The sequence below is a fragment of the Methanobacterium petrolearium genome, from assembly GCF_017873625.1.
Lineage (GTDB): Archaea > Methanobacteriota > Methanobacteria > Methanobacteriales > Methanobacteriaceae > Methanobacterium > Methanobacterium petrolearium.
The window spans coordinates 152,524-170,214 of record NZ_JAGGKL010000003.1 but is presented as its reverse complement, the minus strand read 5'-3'; the positions used below and the strand labels follow the sequence as shown (position 1 = coordinate 170,214).

The following is a 17,691-nucleotide window of genomic DNA, read 5'->3' as shown; positions in this document are numbered from 1 at the left end:
TATTTAAATTGTTTTTAACTATCTATATTATTGGGGGGTTGTCAGCAACTATTTTATCAATCATTTATAATTATAATAAAGAATATGTTGGAATAATTTTTTTGATTGGGGCTTTAGGGTCTTTATTATTAAGTCAAAAATTTAAATATATAAAATTAGATAATGAAAATAATAATATTGGTAATTCGTCACATTTACTTAAGATATCAATAATTTTATACATTTTTTTATGTGTTTTGTTAATCTACATATTTTCAGTCTCATTAGAACAATATTATTTGCCCTGGGAATTTTTCATTGTTGTATTTTTAATTTCAGTTATTATATTATCACAAATCTTATTAATTAACAAATTATCGATAATAAATGAAAAAATAATTTTATTCGAAATACTATTTGTAAATATTGTAGTCTTTTCTTCGTTTCTTTTCCTTTTTCCAGATTCCTATGGAAATGATGCCCCTTATCATATCGAATTCATTAAAAATTCTTTAAACGCAGGATTTATTGTAGGAGAAGGCCAATATGTTAATTATCCAGTGTTCCATTTATTATTTATTTATATTATTGAATTAGGTAAAATCAGTAGCTTTAAAGAAATTCAATTTATTTTGTTAATAGTTCAAATTATTGTTCCATTATTTGTTTTTTTATTAACAAAAAAAATTTTCAACTCAAAAACTGCTTTAATTTCAACTTTGTTAATTTCATTTGCACCTTATGTTTCACAATCCAAATATTTTTACTTTCCAGGGACATTCTCAATAGTTCTATTTGTTTTAACAATTTTTTTAATATTTAATAAAGAAGTTCGTTCAGTTAATCGTACAATAATCCTTTTAATATCCTTATTAGCACTTATATTTGTTCATCCAATGACTCCAGTAATATTAATTGTTGCTTTGATGATAATTTTAATTACATCAAAAACTCATTTTAATAAAGAAAAAGTAACTTTAACATCTATTTTATTGCTTTTAGTGGTAACAGTTAGTTGGTGGATGAAACCAAGTGATATTAGTGCTAATAATTTATTTTCTTATTCTATTCTATCAATAAAAAAGGCTTTTGAAATTTCAGATTACACTTCAGTATCAGTTGCAACTATATCTCCATATATAAATAAGTGGAGTTTAATTTTTTCTGATCTAGGATTTATTTTATTAATAATGCTCTCGATTATGGGATCACTTTACATATTGGCTAATTATGCTAAATTTAAAAATACAAAATTATCATATAAGACTAATGCTTTTTATCTTGCTGTTATAACTCTAATTTTTATACCCATTCCTTATTTGTTGGCGATTGTATACCCTCAAAGTATTCCAAGTAGATGGTTTACATTTATAGAGTTTTTTTCATCTATATTGGCTGGTTTTTGTATTTATATTCTTTTTAAAATATCCGATAACCAAAAATTAAAATATGTACAAATAATAATGGTATCGAGTTTAATTTTGCTTTTGATAAGTAATCCAGTTATTAATCCTAATAGTAATTTATATTCAACTGATATGGCTGTTAGATCGGGATTAATTACATCTGAAATAGATGCATCAAATTTTATATACCAATATTCAAATATTAGCGATGTAAAAGGTAATTCAAAGTTTATTGTATTCATCAATCGAGAACCATATTCTAAAAATTATCTTGATCCTTCAAATCCATCTTCTTATAGAAGCGGCATATTAGTGGTAAGGCAATATGATATTGAAAAAGGGTTTACAATAATTTATGGCCCTGAAAAACTTATGGATCTCGTCCAACCTAATTCTGATTTCAATGAATATTTATCTACTAATACAACTGAATTTTACAATAATGGAAATTTAAAGATATACCTAAATAAGTAATCGGGTTAAAAAATGAATGTATTAATGTTAGGTAAATGGCCAAATAATATAAATGGAGGGGTTTCAGTACATACTGTTAATTTATTTAATGAATTAAGCAAGTTTAGTGAATTAAAATTTAATATGATTTCATTTGGTGATGAGAAAAAAGTTATAAAAAAAGGGAGATCTAAAGTTATTATTATTAAAAAAAGGAAAATATATCACTTTTTACCGTTTTTAGCATTATTAAGATTATCATATGAGATAAGAAAGATAGATCATGAAATAATACATCTACAAGGCTTTAACGTAAGTCCATATTTAATATATGTTCTTTTTCTTACTAAAGTTAAAAAAGTTATTACATGTCATGGTATTTCTTCAAAAGAATCTGTTGCCCAAAAAAGATTAAAAAGTAATTCTATTCATTATAAACTTCTCCGATGGTTAGAAAAAAAAGAAGTTGATAAAGCGGATGCAATTATTTGTGTCGGTTCTAAATTAAGAAAAATGATAATAAAAGATTATGATGCACAGAAAGATAATATTTTTTTTGTTTCAAATGGCGTGGATACTAAAAAATTTGATTTTAGGATTGATAAAAAAACTGCAAGAACTAAACTCAAAATTTTAAAAGAAGACTTAGTTATTTTTCATGCTAAATCTTTTGTCCCCAATAATGGTCAAATATACTTAATTGAAGCTTTCAATAAATTATTAGATAAGTTTCCTAATTCAAATTTGATTTTAGCTGGTGAAGGATCCTTAAAAAACGATTTAGTTCAGTTGTGTAAAAAATTACAAATATTTGATAAGATATCTTTTTTAGGGAATGTTGAAAATGAAGACATGCCCCTTCTAATGGCAGCATCGGATGTGGTAGTAATACCTTCAGTATCAATTAATGAGTTAGAGGAAACATCTTGTATTTTAGCACTTGAAGCGATGGCGATGCAAAAACCTGTAATTGCAACTAAAGTTGGTGGTCTTAAAGATAGTATTATTCCTAACTTTAACGGTATACTAATTTCTGATAGAAATCCAGACGAAATCTATGATAGTTTGATTAAACTAATAAATAATCCTAAATTGGCAAAGGATTTAGGTAAAAATGGATGTTATTATGTTCAAAGAGAACGAGAATGGTCTAAAATAGCTTTAGATACTTTATTTATCTATAATAAATTATTGGAGTGATTTTATGGAGATAATAGGATGTGCTGCTGCCGGAGTTCATGAAACAGTTTTAAGCATGTTGGAAAATAAAAAAAGGGGCAAGTTACTCGATATTGCCTCAGGTTATGGGAATTTAAGTTTCAATTTGTGTAAGATGGGATTTGAAGTATGTTCTGGTGATATTGATCCAACTAGATTTATACCTGAGAATATTGAATGCTTAAAAGTTGATGCGAATGAAGAACTTCCTTGGGTGGATAAAACGTTCGATTTTGTTATTTCAGTAGAAACAATTGAACATCTTGAAAATCCATGGAATTTCATACGTGAAGTTTATAGACTTTTAAAACCAAATGGAACATTTATTTTAACTACTCCAAATGTTGAGTCTTGGTTTAGTAAGTTTATTTTTATGGTATATGGTCAATTTAATTTATTTGGAGATTTTTATAATGAAAATGATCATATTACACCTATATTCGATTGGAATTTGAATTTAATGATACAAAATAAATTTATAGTTAAAAATAATATTTACTTAGGCAAAGAAACAGTGCCTTTTTTGCCTAAATTAGGTATTAAATTTAAGCCAGGAAAAGAAAATAAATTTTTTGGGTCAATTCATATAATTGAATTACAGAAATTATAGTTGATTACTTAATATTTTGCACTGTTGATATGAATTTTTGAATCCAATTTTCATAAAAGGATTTTTCCCTTATTATTTCTTTAAATATTTCTTTAAAGCATTTTTTAGTTCTTTTGAGTCTTTAAAATAGTTTATTGATGCTGTACCTTTTATTTTTCTCCAAACATCCTCGATTGGGTTTAAATCTGGAGAATATGGTGGTAAGAATATTAAATTAATGTTTAAAATTTCAGCTACTTTTTGGACTAATTTAGTTTTGTGCACCCTGTAATTATCTAAAACTATGTATAATCTTTTTTCTTTCTTTAAATAATCGATTATATTTCATTTATTGATATTTTCTAGCATATTTTCTCTTTTAATTCTGTCAATTTTGCGAATATTCGTTAATTCTTATCTATTGCAACGTTCACTGATTTTTTGGATTTTCTCGCTTTGAGTTAAACCTGTATTATCAAGGTAACGGATAGTTTTTTTCTCTAAATTTAGTTTCATTCATCCGTTTTTCCATTAAAACAGATTTTAATATTTTTTTGTTAAATTAAAATTATTAATAGCTTTATTTAGTAATTTTATTCTAGTATCATTGACATATTCATTATTTGAATCTTTATGATTGTTTTTGAAAGTTCATGTGCTTTGATTGTAGGTGAAAACTCGAAATAAGAGTTACAATTCACTCCTTGTAATTCTGTACCATTTAATTTGAATTGTTCTAATTTTTTTTAATGATGTTCTTTATTCCAAGTAAATACAGTGTTTTGCGTGAGTTTGTTGTGTTTTGAACGCCTACTGAATCTAAAAAAGCCAAATATTCATTAAATCTATTTTTTAGGTTTTTTTAAGATTTCTTCAGCATTTTTGAGGTTTTTACTGTAAATAGGGAATGGTTTACCATAATTTAAGTTTAATTTCTTTTTAGATATCTCCCAAGCCTGTTTATAAGAGTAATTGACTTCATATTTGTCATAAATTAATTTTTGAACCTCACGAATACTATAATTCTTTTCTGAGTTAATTATTATTTCTTTTAGCTCTTTTAATTCCTTATTTGTTAATAAACTAGGTCTTCCACCACTATATTTGGGAATTAAACCATTGAAACCTTCTTTGTTATATTTTTCAACTAATTGAATCCAGTTTCTTTAGTCACACCAACAAATTCTGCAGCATGTGAAATAGGCTTTTTTTTGCATGACTATCTTCAAAAATATAGCCCGTTGATATACCTTAACATCAATTTTAAGCTCAGAAATAATTTTTTCATCTCGTGTGACTTTTTTCGACTTTAATATGTTGTATACATTGTTTCCAATCATCTTAAACAAGTGGAATGGTTCTGTCTAAAATGTTACTGATGAATGTGTCTAACAATTAAATTTGATAGTTATATAATTGTGATTTGTGTTATAGGGGTTTATTTGTTTATATAATTTTTATTTACAGAGTTTGGTAAGGTTTAATAAGTATTAGTGCGATAATTATTACTTATATCGTTGAAAAATATCCAGTTATCGCGCAATTTAGTATATGTTGAAGACTTATTTAAATTTTTGAAAATGAGGATTTTGAAGTCTATGTCTCCAGTGAAAATGATTTTGAGTTTTTGTCTGCGTTGGAAGTTTTGGCTGGAAGGCCGTTGAATGTGGTCTTTTATGGAAAGATTCTTATTTTATCTTTGTAACAGTGAATTTAAGAATAATTACAGGTGTATACATTATATTAACCAGAATAGACCAGCTAAAATTCAAAATATGCATGTTCTGATGAGATTGTGAGAAATTTTATGAAACGAACCTTGAAAACATTGTCCTAAAAAACTGTAATTATGTCCATAACTTAAAGATTTGAAGTTGTTAAGCAGTTATTGATTTATTATAGTTTGTTAAATAAGAAATCAGAACAAATTAGCCGAATTTATGGGTGTAAACATCTAGGCGGACTGTTTTAAACCATCAGAAAGAGTCATGTGAAAATCGTTACAAAGATAAGATAGAAGAATCTTTAAAATATACAGAAGATGATTTAAGTGGTGTTTATGGTTATGATGAACAATTTTTAAAAGTTAACTGAGAACAATTAAATTATCCTTACTTGACTTAAATACTCCCGTATAATTGAATCAATTAATTGTTAAGGAATTCAATATTAAAATCGCCGAAACGTTCATAAAAGTACATTAAAAAATAAAAAAGTCGATACAATGGTGACGGATGGTTTTACAGGATATAACCATATAATTGAATAATTAAATGCCAAATACCAGTAATGTACCTTCCATATAATGCACAACTTAATGATGGACCTGGTGAAAAATCTAAACAAAATAAAACGCCAAATCAAAACCAGAAAAAAGAAAACATATATAAAAAGAACAAAAAAGATAAACTTAAGCAACTAAAACTCCTAAAAAGAGAAATAAGAAACCTATGGGAGGAAATAATAGAATGGGAAAGTTATGTAGGGTGAATATTGGTATATTCAAAGCTAAAACTGTGAAAAGTGCCAAAATAAGATTTAGCAGATTATTTAATAGTATAAAACATTTACCTCCTTTAATAGGAGATTTCATCCAAAAATTAAGAAAAATATTTGATAAAATCATCAACCACATCACCAATGACAATGTACCATCAACAAACAACAAAAAAGAAAGACATTTCGGTATTACACTGCATGGATACCTAAAAAGAAGATTCAGAACAGACTTAGGACTTGCAATGCACTTAAAATTCGCAGAATACCTATGGATCCAAAGAAACAAAAAATCAGTAACATTTTAGACAGAACCCTTTGCATTCTTAGAAGACGGAAATATTGGGCGAACTTCGAGTATAATAGAAAATGTCTTTCAGAAAACCTTTCCCAAAATTGTTAAGCGGTTAATGAAGATTAAAAATAGTGCAATGTCGAGGATAAACATTAATATAGATATTCGAAACCAAAAAAGCTTTTTGACGGTCAACCCCCAAGTTTTTGACAGAACCATAAAATAGGCAAGATGATTTTAAGCATGGAATAGAAACATATAATTCCATTTTATCAAATAACTACAAATAATCAGATTAATAGTGATTAAAAATCAATTAATTTTTTTGCATATATAAAGAAATCCTTCCGAAAGATCTTTTGGCATTATTTTATCCAACTTTTTTCTAAATTTGTATGCTGTTTGTCGATTTTTTTTTGAAGGATCTAAATCCAAGTAGAATTCATCTGTATAAGAAAAGCCAAATGATTGGATGATGGAAAAATTATGAATTTTTAGTAATTCTTCGAATGCTTTACATGTAAAAACTGATTTATGGTACATAATTGGTCCTTTTTTGTTAAATGGGGTTCCAACTCTATGTTGACAAGGTGTATAAAAAAAAGGGATATACCCGAAAAGGAAGGTTATGCGACTAAAACAGTCTGCTAGATTAGGGCTGGATATGATAAACAATCCTTCATCTTTTAAAACGCGATAACTTTCTGATAAGAGATCATCAGGGTTATTTAAGTGTTCGATAACATCGAAACTAGTAATAATATCCCAACTTTTATCTTCAAATTGTAGATTTGTTGCGTCTTGAACAAACGAATTTTCAACACCTTGTAATTGTGATTTATCATAGTTCAGTAAATAAACTTTTCCTGGTTTAAATATTGATCTTAAAATCTCACAATAATCGTTAGTACCCCCAATATCTAATATTTCTTTTCCTTCAAAATTAAAATTAGAATTGTCAAAAAATTTTTTTACTATTCTTATTTTTTTGGGAAATTTAGATAACATAATATTCTTTTTTATATTTTTTGTTAATTATAGTTTTTAAAATTAAGTTATTGGGGGTTGATATTTTTTCCGTGTTTTGGTGTCCATTTTTCATTTTTTGATTTAAATAGCCGAGTATCCCTGTTATGGTTTTGTATATTTCCTTTATTTGGTTACGATCGGTTTGTCTGTAGTAATTCTCTACTTTGTTAGAGGTTCGTTCTATAAATGGGCTTTTCATGTAGTGTGTGAGTCGTTGAAAGTCTGGAAGTATCTTGTTAGTGAGATATCGTTGTAAAACCATAGGAATATTATCAAATTTCTCAAGTAATCTTTTTAATCTTTGTATTGTTGTTTCTTCGTTGTATGTGCGGAATATATTTTTTAATTCGGTGAAATAAAGGCATAAATTATTTTTCCTGTCTTGTGACTTTTTTAGACTTCAAATTTTATAAATGCTGTCTCAAATCATTTAAACAAGTAGAATATGCATAATTGGTGTTTAACACTTAATTTATCCATTATTCTTTTGCATATACGGAAATGGTTAGTAGTTATTGTAATTAATGGTTGTTTATATGTGGATTTATCAATGAAATTATAAATGCTTTCTGTTGTTCTTTTAGGGACTATTTCTTTTGCTAGTGGGATATTTAGTATAGTATCGTATAATGTTAATCTGTAGTGTTTTTGTCTGTTTAGCAGGATATGCTGCTCATTATAAGCGTAATAACCTGAATAAATGTTTTGAATGTTTTGTATATGGTTTGGCGTCTATAGTTAGCCAGTTTTTTATGGTTGTGTGTGATGGTGAAATTCCTAAGAATGTTTGAAGGTCTTCTCCTGATTTGCGCAGTGAACGATACTCTGTTCGGATAAAAGACTCTATTTTGTCTGTGAAAAATTAGCATACCTATGGTGAGGTTTTATAACTAAATCTCGGCTTGTCACGAATTTTTTAACACAATCGTTACATTTGTATCGGCGTAAATAAATTGTTTGAGAACCTAATTCATCCAGTATGGGGTTTTTCTTGATATTCTTGTTTAATCACATTTTTTGAATTGCAATTGGGTATTTTGGGTTAATGTATTCTAAATGATTATTTGAAAGTAATTTTAGGTTTTTATTGACATTTCGAGGTGTTTCATGGTGTTGAAATCTTGCGTTTAGGATTTCTTCAAATTTTGGTTTTTCCCACACTAAAATCGAAAAGATTAAGTTGTATGGAACCAATATTAGATTCGAGAGTAGTTATAATTTCACTGAACATGTTAATATATCTACTTTCACCTAATATTTTTTTAATGGTTTTAAATGATGATTAACTCTAAATTTGAAGTTTTTAGTATTTTTCATGGAATCGGTTTCAACACCCATTAACTTACAGCCTCGTAAAATATTATAACTTTTTTTTAAAAATTGATTTGATCATTAATATTTCATCATCATCTAATATCTTTAGAATTAACAAAGAGATAACATAAATTGTAAATCCTATCAAAATTAATAGGAATATATTGATTTTATTAAGCCAAATTAAAAATAGTCCCATAATAATGCTTGCTAATATTGCTTTAACTAAACTTATTTGGCTATTTTTCGAAAGAGAATATCCAAATTTCCCTGCAGATAATATAAACAGAGTTAAAACAAGAATATCTGTTAATATAATTACTATTGCTGCCCCAATGTAACTATAATGAGGTATTATTATCAAATTAGTTGTAACGTTGAATATAACACCTATTAAGAATATTTTAGTGGTTGTAATCTGTTTATCACTTGCAGCTAATAAACGTTCGAATGGGTTTCTAGCAAATATTAAAACAGTAGACCAGATTAAAATTTGTAAAGCAATAACAGATTTGAGATATTGACTACCATAAAAAAGTAGTATAATTTTGTTTGCAGTTAAAACTGTTCCAATTCCGATGGGTATAGCTATTAACATTGTAATTTTAAATAATTTTTCAAAAGAAATTTTCAATGTTTTTATAGAAGAAGCATAATATTTAGACATTAATGGGAATAGTGCGGTATTAAGAACAATTGGTATAAATAGTAGTACTAATATTAATTTGTAAGATGCGTTGTAGAAACCTACTGCTTCTTGTCCTTTCATTACAGATAAAATTAAGGTATCGATCCATAAATATATATTAATAGATATACCTGTAATCGCAAAGGGCCAAGATTCTTTTAGTAACTCTTTCCATTTTGTGGATCTAAAATTGACATCTGGCACCAAAAATTTCCGATAACATATGATTAAAGAATAAATTAAAATTATGATACTTGTAATGACATAAACTATGGCAAATTGGATTAAATCTGTTTTGTAGTGTATTGCTAATAATATTCCTGCTAACAACAATATATTACTTGAAACAATCCCAATTGATTGATATTCCATCTTTTCAAAAGCTTGAAATAAAGAATAAAGCATTTGTGAAAAAGCATTAAAAATGGTATATATTGTTATGATTAGAATGACTTCAATTGTTTCAGGGTTATAACCAATAAAATATGATAATAAAAGAACAGATACTAATGTAATTAAGGATAATATTCCCCGCAATATGATCGTGTTTCCAATATAATCATTTGCAAGATTTTTATTTCTTGCAATTTCTCTTATGCTGAGTGTATTTAGGCCTAAATCTATACAAACACTGAAAATACCTGTAATAGCCAGAGCAAGTGAAAGTGTTCCAAATCCTCCAACTCCTAAGTATCTGGCAGAGTATATTAATGTAAAGAATCCTAGGACATAACTTAACATTTGTGAGATGAAGAGCACGCTCACATTTTTGGTTATTTTTTGAACAGTATTCATTGTATCTTCCTTCGCATTGTTTATAATTTTAGATATAAACTGTTCGACGTTCTTTTAGTATACCATTTAAATTTAAAATTCTAGTCGATACATTTGATTATTAACTTAACTGTTTATTTTTAGGGGATGGCACTGTCGATTTTTCTAGTGATATAATAAAATTTTTCTAAAATTAAGTTAGTAATCAAAATCCAATAATTCTTTCCGGGTTTTCTGGGACTGTTCCAAGTTGGAATGCAGTTGGTCAAATAGGTGGGGTTTTGCATCCATAATCTCATTTATCAATGACACCATATTGGTGTTGTTAACATCTTTCAGGGAAACCACCCATTTACGGTTACCATAAACATATTCCACCATTCCATAAGCTTTTTTACTGTAAGCAAGGAATATGGTGGGAACACCCACAGAAACCGCGTTAATGGCACAGTGCATCCTGGCGGCAATAACACAGTCACAGGTTGATAATACTTCTTTTGTTTTCAAAAAACCAATATCTCCATCCAAAAGTTCCACACTGCCTTTAACATCATCAGATATCATGGATTGAACCTGTTTCAAATATCTCAGATCATCATCATCTACATTGAAGTGACATACTACATGTGGAATTAAGGTTACCCTGGCATCGAAGTGTTCAATAAGTGAAGTAACCAGATCAGCCTGATCCTTGATAACCTGTTTCATATCCTTTTTAAACATGTAAATAGAGGATAATGGGCTTAAATTTATGCCAATATGTAATTTATTCTCCTTTTTCCCATTGATACTATCATTCAGGATAACCTTTTCTTCCCTTTTAACATCATCTTCCAGGGTAACACCTTCTCCCTCCTGAACTGGTTCTGGTGAGGAAATCATGAAAGCAGGGTCAGCACATTCTATGAAGTTTTCCAATCCCAGATACTCCAGGTAGTGGCTGGTTTCTGGTTCCCGGGAGGTGATAAGATCAACACGTCTTAAGTGCTCAACCATCCTCTTTTTAATCCTTGGACAATCCTCAAAGGGCCCCACAGAGGCACCCCAAACCACAAACTTTTTTTCGTGGTTTTTTACCAAGTCACCAAAATGGATTAAAGGGTTATAACACCTTATCTTGGGATCCTGGTAACCAGGGGGAATGGTGTAAAGATCTCCTCCAATGGATAGCACCACATCACAATCATCCACCCATTTTAGATCCTCTGGAAAAAATCGTTTAGAATGAAAACCAGTTAAATAGGCAAGAATCGAGTTAAAACGTTCAATAGAACCAAAACGATGCATTTTACGAGGGACGATCTCCACATCACATCCTTCCAGTCTCTGGGCATCATCTTCTGGGCGTAAAGATGCATATTTTATCCTGGCATCTGGCCACTTCTGGTGTAGGATTATTTCAGTTCCCCTTACAATTGCTTCACAGCCATAATTATAGACACCACCAATTCCGTATAGTCCAATTGTTAAATGGTTTTTGGCCATTGTAATACCTCTCTAAATTTTCCAATTAACTTCAAAGGGAATTTTAGTAAAGATGCCTTTCTTTCATAAGCCCTGATCTGGGATTCTGAATCTGCTAAATCTTCCCAGAAACCCTTTGTAGAGGGGTCCAAACGGTGTTCCCTCCAGAATTCCTTGCTTAAACTTTGTATTTTGTCGGTTAAGTCAATAAATTCCTTATTTTTTTTATAGATCTGGGGATCTGGTTTTACCCGTTTTTTTGGATACCACATATCTATGGTTTCCTTTTTATAAAGTTTACCACATAACAAAACCCTCTTCTTTTGAATAACTCCCATCTGACTTTGTATTACCTTCTGAATATCAATACCCTCCACTTCATGTCCAGATAATCCTTCCAACACTCTACCAGACAGAGGGGTCCTGACAATAACCAGGGATGTTCCCCGATAATCATCCATATATTCTTCAAGCCAGGCATCCATAAAGGTCACATCTGCCAGTTCCCCGAACACATCATCACAAAAGTTACAGGAGTTCTGTTTGAAATAATGGTAATGCCATAAATGAAATGGTAATCCATGATTAGACTGAGGAGTACCCTCCTTCCCATCCAGGTCTATGGCAACCTGCAAATAATCAGAAGCCATATTACCCTTCTTCTTCCGACGGAAGTCCATTCTGGCAATTTCATCAACCCTCACCCCTGACTCCAAGGCCAGTAACTCAGTACAGTAACGGTTCTGAAGTTGTCCGCAGGTTAAAGAAGCAATTACTTTGATCTTCCTTTTAAGTTTGGGTATTCTCAGCATAGCCAACCTCAGACCATAAACCACACAGGGAAGTGCAATTATCCCATAACTTTCATCCTCTTTTTCCTCTAAAATCACCTTCAAAATCCGTGAAATCTCCACAGGATAATATGCAGAACCTGCACATTCATACACTTCACCAGGACTTTTCAAAATCTTATGATCATACATCCTATCCTCAGCTATTCCCACCGCCACGATGTTATCCACCACACCCTCCTTTAGCAGTGAAACTAAAAAGCAAGTGGCCAATCCACCCGAGGCACTTTTCAATCTTTTTTGCTCATCTTCCTGGAAACCAACATAACAGTTAAGATAATAACCAGTGTATTCATGGTGATTTATATCAGGAGTCTTTCTAAACAGGAAATCAGCAATATCATCCTGATTAACGGGATGATCATAGAAGGGACACACATCAAGACAAATAGAACAATTTTCCTTACAACCATCACCAGCATAGGGGATCAACTCTCCATTAGAGGACCAGTCCATACAGAGATTAGTAGATGGGCAAGTTCCACTGCAAACTCCGCAACCAATACAGTAATCATGTTTTACTACTACATCCACCACATTCATTCTATCGCCTCCAATTCGTAGGTTTCAAAATCCGGTAAAAAGAGAATACCATAATTCCAATGGCTATAATTAGTCCTAAACTTCTGATCCACAGATTAACATGGGAAAGGGCCAGGATAGTTTGGATGATTAAAACCAACCATATCAGAATCACTTCCCAGGATATTAATAGATTTTTAGGAACCACTCGCCTGGAAATATAAAATGGAACAAAAATTAGAGTATTCAAACTGTAGGAGATGATGTAAGATATGGCTAAACCCAGGGCACCCAGGTTCTGGAATAGTAGTATGGAAACAATGAATATCAATCCCCACACCAGGTTGCTTAAAAAACCCCACCACATCAGGTTTTTTGCAATCAACTTCCGTGCAATACCCTCTTTATATGCTAAAATACAGCTTACCAGCATCATAGCTGAAATAGACTGTAAAAATATAGTTGAAGAATAATATTCCTGCCCATAGAACAGGGCAATGATTTCAGGGAAGGAAATTAGGGGCAATGCTATAATAATCACTATAATCCAACTGGCAAGAACATTCACTGTTTCTAAACTTTTATTCTCCTTATGAACTGCTGCTGAAACCATAGGCAGTAACACCCCTCCGATTACAGTGGGTAAGAATGCTAACATCATCCTCCATTGATCTGCAGCGTTAAAAAGTCCTAACTGACTGTAACCTCCAGGGTTATTTATTATGATTATGTTGGCAATCCACACTACAGGTCCCACCATTACACTGGATAGCATGGTAGGCAATGATAACTTCACTATCACTTCCCTTTCTTTCCACGATTTTAAATAGTCAACTTTGATCTTGAACCTTTTAACCAGGTTATTGATGCTCACCTTGTACAGAGTCACGTTTATAATACTGTTTATCACCATGGCCACAATCGCACCTGTTAAACCGAAAAAATAAACACCGGTCAAGGTTAAACACGCAGAGATTATTCCCTGGATTATGGCAATTTTGGCCAGGTCTTTGAAAGCTCCAAAACCAGCTATTGTTCCGGATTCTATTCCTACAATGGTGTTAAAAATCAAAAGAAGAGATGCTATACGTAAAACTGGTGCTAGACCAGGATCACTTAAGGTATTTGCTGCTAGCCAGGGTGCCATTATAAAGAGTATGAGGAACATTACCAGTCCGGAAACTATTCCAAAAACATAGGTAAGGCCCATGATGCGCCCGGTACGTTCCGGGTCAGTGAGATGGTACTGAGCAATATATTTAGTGGCAGTCACCCCTAAACCCAAACCTGCAAATGTTGAAAACAGGATCACGGTACTGTTAATCATTCCCATTTGCCCGTAACCTGCTGTTCCCAGAAGACGAGCGGTTATTATGGCTGCAATCAGTGGAAATCCCTGTGCAGCCAGGACACTGATGAAATTCCAGAAAATACCATGAACCAATCTGGATTGCAGGCTTTTCTCATCCTTTTCCAGGAGTTTATTTATCAATTTTTTTAAGGGGATTGGATAATTCATAATAAGTTTCCTCAGATGTAGTGTAGAATGGTAGGTTGTAAATAGATTTATAGGTTATTTTTTTTATTTTATCATGTATCTGCCAGGGAGTGGTTCACATCACCAGGTATGGGATCAGTATAATTCCGGGTTATGGTTTCGTTTATCATATTCAACAGTATATTGAAGGTTTTCCAACGCCACAAACCCCCTTATAAACCCCAACCACGTCTTTTTTGATGGACAGGATATTGGCCGACCATATTCTTTACATACTATCTCCACCCCAAAGTGAAAACCCTCTGCTGCGTTGGAAGTATCCAAAAAAAAACTTTGAATTTCTTCTTATTGTGGAAAATTTCCCCTTATCTTTATAAACACCAAGATGACGCGTAGGAGTCAAGGATTTATACACCGTAGGTTTAAATAATTTAGAATAAAGGTTTATAAAAAAAGATTTAAATTATTATTATTTTTCCATTGTTATTTTCCTTTTAGCTTCATTTAATTGTTTTACATGATTTAGTAAAGGGTCTTCACAGTTTCAAAAACTATAAATTAACATTCTATCTAATAAATTTTAAACCAATCTGGTACAAATTTACAAAACCAATCACGAACCAATCATACATTAACACTGATTATAAACGAATCTAACTTGAAGGAGGAATATAAATCGAAACTCAAAATATTCTTGTAACTGGTGGGGCAGGTTTCATAGGCACCAACCTGGTCAATGAACTGGAAGGACGTGGACATGAAGTATTTGCCGCTGATCTCCTGCACAATAACCGGGACAACTACCAGCGCTGCGATGTGCGTAACTACCGACAGTTAGAAAGACTCTTTGAAGAACATGAGGACAAATTTGACTACGTCTACCACCTGGCAGCCGAGTACGGTCGATGGAACGGAGAAGCCTACTATGAGAATCTCTGGCAAACCAATGTTATCGGAAGCAAACACATGATCCGCCTGCAGGAGAAACTGGGCTTCAGGATGATATTCTTCTCATCAGCAGAAGTCTACGGTGACTACACCGGGAAAATGAGTGAAGATGTGATGGTCAAAAATCCCATCAAGGACACCTACCAGATGAATGATTACGCCATAACCAAATGGGCAGGTGAGCTGATGTGCATGAACTCAGCCACCATGTTCGGCACCGAAACCGTACGAGTCCGCCCAGTCAACTGTTACGGACCACATGAAGAATATTCCCCCTACAAAGGATTCATACCAATCTTCATCTACAAAGCCCTCCACAACCAGCCATACACTGTGTACAAGGGCCATAAACGCATCATCGACTATGTTGGTGATACCGCATTCACCTTTGCCAATATAGTGGATAACTTCATCCCTGGTGAAGTGTACAATGTGGGTGGTCGCACAGAATGGGAAAAAGACATAAAAGAATATTCTGATCTGGTGCTGGAAGCTGTGGGTAAGGATGACTCTCTGGTAACTTATGAACAAGCAGAGGAATTCACCACCCAGGTTAAGACCATTGACTTTTCCAAAGCAATAAAGGACTTGAAACATACCCCCAAAGTAGATCCAGCAGAAGGAATCAAAAAAACCGTAGAATGGATGAAATGGTTTTACAGAGTTAAATAATCAAGTTCTATGGAGTTGAATAACCAATAAATGAATTTTACAGGGTATAAAAAGTAATCAATTGTTATTTAATCATAAACTTCTTTTTTTTAAAATTATTTTTCTAATTTTTTTTAACATTTAATGGTAGAGTTGATGGAGTTTTTAGAAATTTGCAAATAAAGTTTGGTTTTGAATGGTTTCATTGGGCCATATTGATTAGATTGATGTTGGTTGATTGTTTTGGGGGGTATGTTTGGTGTTTTGGCTTTTGTTTGTAGGGATAATTTTATTAGAGATGTTTAGAAATTAATTGATTAATGAGATAGTTTTTATAGGATATGTAGGTTAACTAATGATCGTATCAAAGTTTTTTCCAAATATCACCTTAACTGGAATTAGTTAAAAACTGCAGATAACAACCAATATCAGTGATTTCAGTAAGTATTTTAAATTATATCAGATGTAACGGAATTTATTGGGGTTGAATTAAAAATTAAATTAGATCAGGTGGTGTATTCCTGTGGATTACTCAAATTATAACAACAAAACAGTTTTAGTAACTGGCGGTGCCGGGTGCGTGGGAAGCAATCTCACCCGAAAGTTATCCAATCATGCTGAAAAGGTAATTATATTAGACAACCTGGACTCTGCTTACGAGTGGAACATTCCAGAAATTGAAAACATACACTTTGTTAAAGGTGACATCCTGGATGACGAGATGCTTAAACGGGTTTTCAAGGAAAAACCAGACTACATTTTTCACCTGGCAGCTCACTTCGCCAACCAGAACAGTGTGGACAACCCGGAACTGGACCTGATGGTCAATGGAATGGGAATATTAAAGGTTCTGGAGTACGCCCATCTGGTGGGAGTGGAAAGATTCGTATACTCCTCATCAGGATGCGGGGTCTACGGCCTGGATTCAAAAATGCCATTTGAAGAACCCGATATCTCCATAAGTCTCCATACACCTTACCAGGTAACTAAACTCATAGGTGAACTCTACACCAACTACTTCCACAATCTTTACGACCTGCCCATTGTCAATGCACGATTTTTCAACGTATTTGGCCCGGGAGAGGTCCCAGGTAAATACCGGAATGTGATCCCCAACTTCATGTACTGGTCAATGACCAACCAGGCACTACCCATAACTGGTGATGGCTCAGAAACCAGGGACTGGACCTACGTGGATGACATAGTAAACGGCCTCATGACCATGGGAATCGCCGAAAAAGCCATAGGGGAAGCCATAAACCTCGGATCCGGATCCGAAACACGAGTTATTGATATGGCCAACATGGTGAACGAGTTAACCGGTAACATGGAAGGGATAGCCTACGCAGCCCGCAGGAACTGGGATGCCAAAACCCGACTACTTTCCTCCATCCAAAAAGCCGAAAAAATCCTGGACTACAATCCACAGACAACCTTCAAGGACGGATTAAAGAAAACACACTCCTGGTTCGTGGAAAACTGGGAAAATATCCAAAACAGTGCCGAATTTTGATAA

Annotated in this window: 14 protein-coding genes; 6 read left to right on the top strand and 8 right to left on the bottom strand. The window is 32.2% G+C overall.

The features are described 5' to 3' along the window. Positions 1-38 precede the first annotated feature (38 nt). Genes J2743_RS03975 through J2743_RS03965 form a run of 3 tightly spaced genes read left to right on the top strand, consistent with a single transcriptional unit; the run spans position 39 to position 3,666 of the window. Positions 39-1,859 (top strand): glycosyltransferase family 39 protein, encoded by a 1,821-nt coding sequence (locus J2743_RS03975; protein ID WP_209625272.1) that lies wholly within the window; start codon positions 39-41, stop codon positions 1,857-1,859. A gap of 12 nt (positions 1,860-1,871) precedes the next feature. Further along, positions 1,872-3,038 carry a glycosyltransferase family 4 protein gene (locus J2743_RS03970; protein ID WP_209625271.1) on the top strand — a complete coding sequence of 389 codons (1,167 nt, stop codon included), beginning with the start codon at positions 1,872-1,874 and terminating at the stop codon, positions 3,036-3,038. Positions 3,039-3,042: 4 nt separating this feature from the next. After that, positions 3,043-3,666: a class I SAM-dependent methyltransferase gene (locus J2743_RS03965; protein WP_209625270.1), complete on the top strand. Its 624-nt coding sequence runs from the start codon at positions 3,043-3,045 to the stop codon at positions 3,664-3,666. A gap of 72 nt (positions 3,667-3,738) precedes the next feature. Here the strand turns inward: J2743_RS03965 and J2743_RS03960 are convergent, their stop codons facing one another. Beyond that, complete coding sequence (locus tag J2743_RS03960; protein WP_337972285.1) at positions 3,739-3,984, bottom strand: transposase; 246 nt, start codon at positions 3,982-3,984, stop codon at positions 3,739-3,741. 506 nt (positions 3,985-4,490) lie between these two features. Beyond that, on the bottom strand, positions 4,491-4,802 hold the full coding sequence (locus J2743_RS12270) for a helix-turn-helix domain-containing protein (RefSeq protein WP_425342794.1): 312 nt from the start codon (positions 4,800-4,802) through the stop codon (positions 4,491-4,493). A 1,311-nt stretch (positions 4,803-6,113) separates the two neighbouring features. Here J2743_RS12270 and J2743_RS03955 point away from each other — a divergent pair. Next, entirely contained in the window at positions 6,114-6,449 is a 336-nt protein-coding gene (locus tag J2743_RS03955; RefSeq protein WP_209625268.1) for a hypothetical protein, read from the top strand. Positions 6,450-6,748: 299 nt separating this feature from the next. On the opposite strand, the gene J2743_RS03950 is transcribed toward J2743_RS03955, so the two are convergent. The 6 genes from J2743_RS03950 to J2743_RS12030 all read right to left on the bottom strand — a co-directional run bounded on the left by J2743_RS03950 (position 6,749) and on the right by J2743_RS12030 (position 15,362). Further along, positions 6,749-7,444 (bottom strand): class I SAM-dependent methyltransferase, encoded by a 696-nt coding sequence (locus tag J2743_RS03950; RefSeq protein ID WP_209625267.1) that lies wholly within the window; start codon positions 7,442-7,444, stop codon positions 6,749-6,751. Between the two features lie 1,381 nt (positions 7,445-8,825). Continuing rightward, positions 8,826-10,262 carry a flippase gene (locus J2743_RS03945; protein WP_209625266.1) on the bottom strand — a complete coding sequence of 479 codons (1,437 nt, stop codon included), beginning with the start codon at positions 10,260-10,262 and terminating at the stop codon, positions 8,826-8,828. Positions 10,263-10,439: 177 nt separating this feature from the next. Beyond that, on the bottom strand, positions 10,440-11,726 hold the full coding sequence (locus J2743_RS03940) for a polysaccharide pyruvyl transferase family protein (protein ID WP_209625265.1): 1,287 nt from the start codon (positions 11,724-11,726) through the stop codon (positions 10,440-10,442). Further along, entirely contained in the window at positions 11,708-13,099 is a 1,392-nt protein-coding gene (locus tag J2743_RS03935) for a Coenzyme F420 hydrogenase/dehydrogenase, beta subunit C-terminal domain (RefSeq protein ID WP_209625264.1), read from the bottom strand. Before J2743_RS03935 ends, J2743_RS03940 begins: the two co-directional genes overlap by 19 nt. A 1-nt stretch (position 13,100) precedes the next feature. Beyond that, on the bottom strand, positions 13,101-14,597 hold the full coding sequence (locus tag J2743_RS03930) for an oligosaccharide flippase family protein (protein WP_209625263.1): 1,497 nt from the start codon (positions 14,595-14,597) through the stop codon (positions 13,101-13,103). Positions 14,598-15,200: 603 nt separating this feature from the next. Continuing rightward, positions 15,201-15,362: a hypothetical protein gene (locus J2743_RS12030; protein ID WP_245248025.1), complete on the bottom strand. Its 162-nt coding sequence runs from the start codon at positions 15,360-15,362 to the stop codon at positions 15,201-15,203. On the opposite strand from J2743_RS12030, the gene J2743_RS03925 reads away from it, so the two are divergent. Beyond that, complete coding sequence (locus tag J2743_RS03925) at positions 15,294-16,196, top strand: NAD-dependent epimerase/dehydratase family protein (protein ID WP_337972284.1); 903 nt, start codon at positions 15,294-15,296, stop codon at positions 16,194-16,196. The genes J2743_RS12030 and J2743_RS03925 overlap by 69 nt on opposite strands. Positions 16,197-16,698: 502 nt before the next feature. Beyond that, the gene (locus J2743_RS03920) at positions 16,699-17,688 is read left to right on the top strand and encodes an NAD-dependent epimerase/dehydratase family protein (RefSeq protein WP_209625262.1); all 990 of its coding nucleotides are present in this window, start codon (positions 16,699-16,701) and stop codon (positions 17,686-17,688) included. Positions 17,689-17,691 lie beyond the last annotated feature (3 nt).